This is a genomic window from Blastococcus sp. SYSU D00820 (genome assembly GCF_054050695.1).
Window position 1 is genome coordinate 142,369 of the sequence record NZ_JBJGZW010000011.1, and the last position, 7,538, is coordinate 149,906.

Consider the following 7,538-nt stretch of genomic DNA (forward strand, 5'->3'; position numbering starts at 1 on the left):
GCGTCCTGAGCGCCGGTCGGCCAACCCCGGGCGCCGGGTGACCGACTGGACCCCGCCCCCGGACGGCAACGGATCCGGCTGCCGGCTGGTCGACCTCCCGCGGGTCACCGACCCGCGCGGCAACCTCACCTTCATCGAGTCGCAGGCCCAGGTGCCCTTCGGCATCGAGCGGGTCTACTACCTCTACGACGTCCCCGGCGGGGAGTCGCGCGGCGGGCACGCGCACAAGCAGCTCGAGCAGCTGGTGGTCGCGGCCGCGGGCAGCTTCGACGTCGTCGTGGACGACGGCACCGACGTCACCCGGTTCTCGCTCAACCGCTCCTACGTGGGGCTGTACATCCCGCGGATGACCTGGCGCGAACTCGGCAACTTCTCCTCCGGCAGCGTCTGCCTCGTGCTGGCCTCGCAGCCCTACACGGAGGACGACTACTACCGCGACTACGACGAGTTCCTCACCGCCCGCGAGTCCGAGGCGCGGGCGTGACCCGGACGGCGCTGGAGGTGCCGTTCCTGGACCTGGCCGCCGGGCACGCCGAGCTCCGCGAGGAGCTCGAGGCGGCGGCCCTGGGCGTGCTGCGCAGCGAGCGGGTGCTGCTGGGGCCGGCGCTGTCGGCGTTCGAGGACGGGTGGGCCGCCGCGGTCGGCGCGCGGCACGCCGTCGGCGTGAACAGCGGCCTGGACGCGCTGGTGCTCGGCCTGCGCGCCCTCGGCATCGGGCCCGGCGACGAGGTGCTCGTGCCCTCGCACACGTTCGTCGCCACCTGGCTGGCGGTCGTGCACGCCGGCGCGGACCCCGTGCCGGTCGAGGTCTCCCCCGTCACCGGCCTGTGGGACGCCGCGACGGTGGCCGCCGCCGTCGGCCCGCGCACCCGGGCCCTGCTGCCGGTGCACCTCTACGGCCACCCGGTGGACCTCGCCCCGCTCATGGCCCTGGCCGCCGAGCACGACCTGCGCGTGCTCGACGATGCCGCGCAAGCGCACGGCGCCCGCATCGGCGGCCGGCCGGTCGGGGCGCTGGCGCACGCGACCGCGTGGAGCTTCTACCCGGGCAAGAACCTGGGTGCCCTGGGCGACGGCGGCGCGGTCACGACCGACGACCCCGCACTCGCCGCGCGGCTGCGGTCGCTGCGCAACTACGGCAGCAGCGAGAAGTACGTGCACGAGGAGATCGGCTGGAACAGCCGGCTCGACGAGGTGCAGGCGGCGATGCTCTCGGTGAAGCTGCGCCGGCTGGCCGAGTGGAACGCCCGGCGGGCCCAGGTCGCCGCGCGGTACGCCGAGGCGCTGGCCGGCACCGGCCTGGTGCTGCCCGCCACCGCTCCGGGCACCGACCCGGTCTGGCACCTCTACGTCGTCCGGACGCCGCACCGGGACGCGCTGCGCGCGCACCTGGCCGCGCACGGCGTCGAGACCGGCGTCCACTACCCCGTGCCGCCGCACCGCCAGCGGGCGTTCGCCGGCACCCCCCTCGCCTCCGCCGGCCTCCCGGTCGCCGACCGGCTGGCCGCCGAGGTGCTCAGCCTGCCGATGGGGCCGCACCTGCGGCCCGAGCAGCAGGAGTCCGTCATCGACGCCATCCGGGAGTTCCGGCCGTGACCGCGCCGCTGGTGAGCATCCTCGTCCCCACGTACAACGGCGAGCGCTTCCTCAAGAAGACGCTGCGCTCGGCGCTGGAGCAGACGTACAAGGAGATCGAGGTGGTCGTCGCTGACGACGCCTCCACCGACTCGACCCCGGAGATCCTGGCGGCGGCCGCGGAGGCCGACCCGCGGATCCGGGTGATCCGGCACGAGAGCAACGTCGGGGCCTTCCGGAACCCGGCGCTGCTGCTGGAGGCCGCGCGCGGCGAGTACGTCAAGTTCCTCCTGCACGACGACCTGCTCATGCGCGACTGCGTGAAGGACCTCGTGCGCGGCATGGAGGCCACCGAGGGGGCCACGCTCGCCTTCTCCCGGCGGTCGATCGTCGGGGCGGACGGCCGCCCGGTGCCCGGCGGCGAGCTGCAGCCGCTGCAGGACCGGCCGGGGCCGCTCGAGGGGCTGGAGCTCGGCAACGCGCTGCTGGAGAACTGCGTCAACCTGATCGGCGAGCTGTCCACGGTGCTGTTCCGGCGCACCGACGTCGACCCGGACACGCTGTGGGAGGTCGACGGGCGGCAGCTGCGGGTGCTCGGCGACCTGCACCTGAGCGTGGCGCTGCTGGCCAAGGGGCGGGCCTTCTACAGCCCGCGGACGCTCAGCTCCTTCCGGCTGCACGACACCCAGCGCTCCCAGGACCCGCGGATGACGATGCGGTCGGCACACGACTGGGTGCTGCTCGTCGACTGGGGCCGCCGCCACGGGTTCCTGCCCGAGGAGGCCCAGCAGCGCAAGGCCTTCTCCACCGCCCTGCGCGTGGCCGCCGAGCACTACCCCAAGGTGCCCACGGGCGCGGCGACGCCCGGGCTGGAGGCGGCCTTCCTGGCGACGGTCGCGCTGGCCGAGCTCGACGGCGCGCTGGCCGCCGACCCCGGCACGCCCCTGTACCGGCGGGCCCACGGGCCCGGTGTCCTGGGCCGCCTTTCCGGGGAGCTGGACGGCGACGCCGCCTGACCCGGCGGTGGTGGTGCCGGTGTGCGCAGCGGCCGGGAGTGAGTAGCGTCCTGCTCGATGAGCGCGACTGAGAGCACCGGCGACGTATCCACCCCCGACGTGGTCCTGCGGCACCCCGGCGGCGAACTGCCCCTCCGGGTCGTGCCCGCCACCGAGGGCGCCGAGGGCCTGGACACGAGCAAGCTGCTGGCCACGACCGGGCAGGTCTCGCTCGACATCGGCTTCGTGAACACCGCGTCCTGCACGTCGGAGATCACCTACATCGACGGCGACGCCGGGATCCTGCGGTACCGCGGCTACCCGATCGACCAGCTGGCCGGCAAGGCCAGCTTCCTCGAGGTCACCTACCTGCTGATCTACGGCGAGCTGCCGACCGCCGACCAGCTGGCCGCGTTCGACCAGAGGATCCGCCGGCACACGCTGCTGCACGAGGACCTCAAGCAGTTCTTCAAGGGCTTCCCGCGCGACGCGCACCCGATGCCGGTGCTCTCGTCGGCCGTCAGCGCCCTGTCGACCTTCTACCAGGACTCCCTGGACCCCTTCGACGAGCAGCACGTCGAGATCTCGACGCTGCGGCTGCTGGCGAAGCTGCCGACGATCGCGGCCTACGCCTACAAGAAGTCGGTCGGCCAGCCGTTCCTCTACCCGGACAACTCCCTCGGCCTGGTGGAGAACTTCCTCCGCATGACCTTCGGCTTCCCGGCCGAGCCGTACGAGGCCGACCCGGAGCTGGTCAAGGCGCTGGACATGCTCTTCGTCCTGCACGCCGACCACGAGCAGAACTGCTCCACCTCGACGGTGCGGCTGGTCGGCTCCTCGCACGCCAACCTCTTCGCCTCGGTCTCCGCCGGCATCAACGCGCTGTTCGGCCCGCTGCACGGTGGCGCCAACCAGTCGGTGCTGGAGATGCTGGAGGCGATCAAGCGCGACGGTGGCGACATCCCCCGCTTCGTCGAGCGGGTCAAGAACAAGGAGCCCGGCGTCAAGCTCATGGGTTTCGGCCACCGGGTCTACAAGAACTACGACCCGCGCGCGGCCATCGTGAAGCAGACCGCCGACACCGTGCTGGACAAGCTGGGCGGCAACAACGAGCTGCTCGACCTCGCCCGCCAGCTGGAGGAGGTCGCGCTCAACGACGAGTACTTCATCGCCCGCAAGCTGTATCCGAACGTCGACTTCTACACGGGCCTGATCTACCGGGCGATGGGCTTCCCGACCCGCATGTTCACCGTGCTGTTCGCCCTCGGCCGGCTGCCCGGCTGGATCGCGCAGTGGCGCGAGATGATCGCCGACCCGTCGACGAAGATCGGCCGCCCCCGGCAGGTGTACACCGGCCCCACCGAGCGGGCGTTCGTCGAGCTCGGCGACCGCTGAGCCCGGCACCGATGGCCGATCCGTCCGGGGAGGAGGTCCTCGTCCTGCCGCCGGTCCCGCTGGCGACCGGGTCCCTCCTCCCCGGCACGGACGCCGGTGACGGCACCGTGCCGCCGTCCCGGCGGATCACCGCGGTCGAGATCGTGGTCTCCACCGAGGACGGCGGCCAGCACCGCATCCCGCTCGTCCGGCGCCACGACGCCTGGTGGCCACCCGAGCACTGAGTCCCCCCGAGCACTGGGTCCCCCCGAGCACTGGGTCCACCGATCGGGCGTCATCCCCCGATCACCCTCACCCGCAGGGGTGAGCCGCTCCCCCGCGCCCCTCCGGGCGCTCTTCCGGACCGTCGATACGACGGCGAGGCCCCGCTGCACCAGCGGAGCCGGCCACGTCGATCGAGGACTCCGGGGGAACCGCAGTGCCTGCACCACGCACGCCCGCCCCCCGGGCTGCGCGGGCCGCCCGGCCGGGCACCGCGCCCCGCCGTCCGCTCACCCCGCAGGAGGCCGCGCGCCTGCAGGCGCTGCTGGCCGCCCGCGCGGCGGGCACGGCCACGGCCCCCCGCGGCACCGCTCCCCGTGCCACTGCCCCTCGGCCCGGCCGACCCCGCACCGCCGCCCAGAAGCGGGCCGCCCAGCGGCGTGCGGCCGCCCGCCGCGCCGCCGAGCGGGCCGCGCGCCGCGCGGCCCTCCGCGCGCGGCTCGTCGGCGAACCGGGCCGGTGGCGGCACCGGGTGGCCGTGGTCGTCGCCGCCGTGGTGCTGCCCGCCCTGCTCGGACTGCTGCTGCCCACCCAGCCGGCGCCGGCCGCCACGCCCGTGGCGGCCACCGACCCGGTGGGCCTGGCGCTGGCCGCGCAGAGCAGCCTCACCGACCAGGCCACCCGCTACCGGCAGCTCCAGCAGGAGCTCGCGGTGCGCCGCGGTGCGCTCGCGATGGCCGAGCAGGCCGAGCAGGCCGCGCGCGACGCCGCTGCGGCCGACCGGGCGATCGTGGGAGCCGCAGCCGCCGACCTGTACCGCATGACCCCCGAGCAGCGGGTGCCGCTGCTCGCGCTCGACGTGCACGACCCCGCGACCACCGATGACGTCCTGTACCTGCAGGCCGTCGCCGACACCGCGGGCACCGACCTGGAGGGCACCGTCGTCCGGGCGGTCCGCGCCGGGGACGCCGTGGCGGTCGCCGCCGCCCGGGTCGAGTCGGCGCGGGCGGCCGTGCGGGCCGGCGAGCGCCAGGCCGCCGAGCTGCTGGCCCGGGTGCGGGCGCAGGTCGGCGAGCTCGCCGTCCCCACGGCCGCGCAGCTGGCGGCGCTGACCGCCGTGCCCGTGGCCGGCGACGAGGCCGACCGCAACCTCGGCGCGCTGCGCCGCTGGCAGGACTACCTGACCACGCTGGCGACCGCCGGCATCGAGCCGCCGCTCGCCGCGGAGCTGGCCGACCCGGCGGCGCTGCCGGCGGGCCTGTCCGCCGCGCTGGACGGCACGGGGCAGCCCATCCCCGGCGTGGCCTGGGCCGTGGCGGGCAACCGGCCGGTCACCGTGCTGCCGGCCGAGACCGTGACCGCGGTGAGCAGCGCGCTGGCCCAGGTGGGCAAGCCCTACGCCGACGCCGCGGCCGGGCCCGAGGCCTACGACTGCGGCGGGTTCACCTCGACCTCCTGGCTGCTGGCCGGGTACGCCCTGCCGTCGGAGGCCGCCGACCAGTGGACCACCGGTGCGGCCGTGCCCGTGGGTCAGCTGCAGACCGGTGACCTGGTGTTCTCCGACGGGGGCGCCGACGTGGGCATCTACCTGGGCGCCGGTGAGGTGCTCGGCGCCTCGGCGGCCGGCTACCGGGTCGGCGTGCGGGTGCTGAGCCAGGCCGACGGCGCCGTCCGCGTGACCCTGCCGTCGTCCGGCACCAACCCGGCGCTGCCCGTGGCCACCTCCGGCAACGGCGACTGCGGCGCCCGGCCCGTGCCGCTCGGCCCGGTCAGCCCCGCCTGGGGTGGCTGGGGCAACGGCCAGATCCCGGCCTCGGCGCTGTGCCCGATCGCTCCGGGACACGCCCTGCGCTGCGACGCCGCCGCCGCCTACGGCCGGATGGCCGCCGCGTTCGCCGCCACCTTCGGCACCCCGCTGTGCATCACCGACTCCTACCGGTCGATGGCCGCGCAGGTGACCGCGTTCCGGAAGAAGCCGGCGCTGGCCGCCGTGCCCGGGACGTCGAACCACGGGTGGGCGCTCGCGGTCGACCTCTGCGGGGGGATCAACCGCGCCGGGTCGGTGGAGTGGCAGTGGATGGCGCAGAACGCCTGGCGCTTCGGGTTCGTCCAGCCCGACTGGGCCGGCCCGGGCGGCGAGAAGCCGGAGCCGTGGCACTGGGAGTTCGGCAACCTGATCGTCTGACGCGGTGCCCCGCGCCACGGGCTCCGATCGCGCTCGCCGGGATCACATGCGCAGCGGGTCCGGTGGGGCGAGGTCGTCGAGCCAGGGTGGGTCGGGTTCGGGGTCGGTGGCCCAACCCGGTGGCTGGGTGGTGCGGGTGACCCCGGAGGGGGTGCGGACGATGAGTCGCCCGTCGGGCAGGAGGGTGAAGGACCAGCCGCGGGCGTGGGTCTTGATGCGGTGGTGGCGGCGGCACAGGCAGCACAGGTTCTGGCACTCGGTGGGGCCGCCGGCGTCGTAGGCGATGACGTGGTCGATGTCGCAGCGCCCGGGTCGGCGGCGGCAGCCGGGCATCCGGCAGGTGCGGTCGCGCGCCTCGACGTAGCGCCGCTGCGCCGCCCGCGGCCCGTAGCCCTTCGTGCCGCCCGGGCGCCGGAGACCGGAGCCCTCACCGGACTCGCTGCCCGTCCCGCGGCGGGTGCGGCGGCGGCCGGTGCCGGCGGCGCGGGCCAGCTCGGCCCGGGTGGCGACCGCGACGGTCTGGCCGGTGGCCGCGTCGTCGAGGGAGAGGGTGAGCGCCCCGCCGGGGGGCGGGGACTGCAACCCGAGCATGTCCAGGGCGGCCAGGACCTCGCGGCACTGGGCGGCGGAGACGACCTGCCCGTCCAGCTCCCCGGGCTCACTTCCACCGCGCAGGGTGGAGATCCCGACGTGCACGGTGACCTGGGCGGTGACCGGTGGGCGGGTGGTGTCCCAGGGCCGCAGGAGCAGATCCAGCGCCGCGGCCGAGCGCAGCCGGCCGATGGGGCGGGGATCGCCGTCGGCGCGCAACCAGCGGGCGTAGGAGTCCACCGCGTCCCGGGCAGCCAGCACCTGCGGCAACGGGCCCTCGATGACCAGCCGGCCCAGGTCGTCGGCGGTGCGCTGCACCGACACATCCGCCGTCCGCTCGGCCGCCCGCCGGCGGCGGTCGCGGGCGTCGGCGTCCAGCCGGTACAGGTGATACCGGGCCCGGTCGGCCAGCCGCGAGGGCGGGCGGTGCTCGGCGCCGGGCAGCACCCGGGCCTGCACCCCGGCGGCCACCTCGTCATCGGCGTCACCGAGCAGATCGAGCAGGATGCGGGCCTTGCGGACGGTCAGCCGCCCGGCGAACAACTCCGCCCACGTCGGCGCCAGCTTGCCGGTCAGCAGCACCGCCTCGGCGGCCA

7 protein-coding genes are annotated in these 7,538 nt (G+C 75.5%); 6 read left to right on the plus strand and 1 reads right to left on the minus strand.

The window, feature by feature from the left end:
- Positions 1-37 precede the first annotated feature (37 nt).
- The 6 genes from ACI79R_RS13725 (at position 38) to ACI79R_RS13750 (ending at position 6,351) form a co-directional block, all read left to right on the plus strand.
- A complete protein-coding gene (locus ACI79R_RS13725; protein ID WP_456574188.1) occupies positions 38-484 on the plus strand; it encodes a sugar 3,4-ketoisomerase in 447 nt (148 codons plus the stop codon).
- The gene (locus tag ACI79R_RS13730) at positions 481-1,596 is read left to right on the plus strand and encodes a DegT/DnrJ/EryC1/StrS family aminotransferase (RefSeq protein WP_456574189.1); all 1,116 of its coding nucleotides are present in this window, start codon (positions 481-483) and stop codon (positions 1,594-1,596) included. Before ACI79R_RS13725 ends, ACI79R_RS13730 begins: the two co-directional genes overlap by 4 nt.
- Complete coding sequence (locus ACI79R_RS13735; RefSeq protein WP_456574190.1) at positions 1,593-2,591, plus strand: glycosyltransferase family 2 protein; 999 nt, start codon at positions 1,593-1,595, stop codon at positions 2,589-2,591. The genes ACI79R_RS13730 and ACI79R_RS13735 overlap by 4 nt, the downstream gene beginning before the upstream one ends.
- A 57-nt stretch (positions 2,592-2,648) precedes the next feature.
- Positions 2,649-3,965: a citrate synthase gene (locus ACI79R_RS13740; protein WP_456574191.1), complete on the plus strand. Its 1,317-nt coding sequence runs from the start codon at positions 2,649-2,651 to the stop codon at positions 3,963-3,965.
- Positions 3,966-3,976: 11 nt separating this feature from the next.
- Positions 3,977-4,189, plus strand: a complete 213-nt coding sequence (locus ACI79R_RS13745; protein ID WP_456574192.1) for a hypothetical protein — start codon at positions 3,977-3,979, stop codon at positions 4,187-4,189.
- A gap of 194 nt (positions 4,190-4,383) precedes the next feature.
- Complete coding sequence (locus ACI79R_RS13750) at positions 4,384-6,351, plus strand: NlpC/P60 family protein (RefSeq protein WP_456574193.1); 1,968 nt, start codon at positions 4,384-4,386, stop codon at positions 6,349-6,351.
- A gap of 42 nt (positions 6,352-6,393) precedes the next feature.
- On the opposite strand, the gene ACI79R_RS13755 is transcribed toward ACI79R_RS13750, so the two are convergent.
- Positions 6,394-7,538, minus strand: a 1,145-nt coding sequence (locus ACI79R_RS13755) for an HNH endonuclease signature motif containing protein (RefSeq protein ID WP_456574194.1), incomplete at its 5' end; no start/stop codon positions are given.

What these genes read in the sequence shown, in the direction of transcription:
- ACI79R_RS13740 (WP_456574191.1), top strand. Translation starts at nt 2,649, where the DNA reads ATGAGCGCGACTGAGAGCACCGGCGACGTATCCACCCCCGACGTGGTC.
- ACI79R_RS13745 (WP_456574192.1), top strand. Translation starts at nt 3,977, where the DNA reads ATGGCCGATCCGTCCGGGGAGGAGGTCCTCGTCCTGCCGCCGGTCCCG.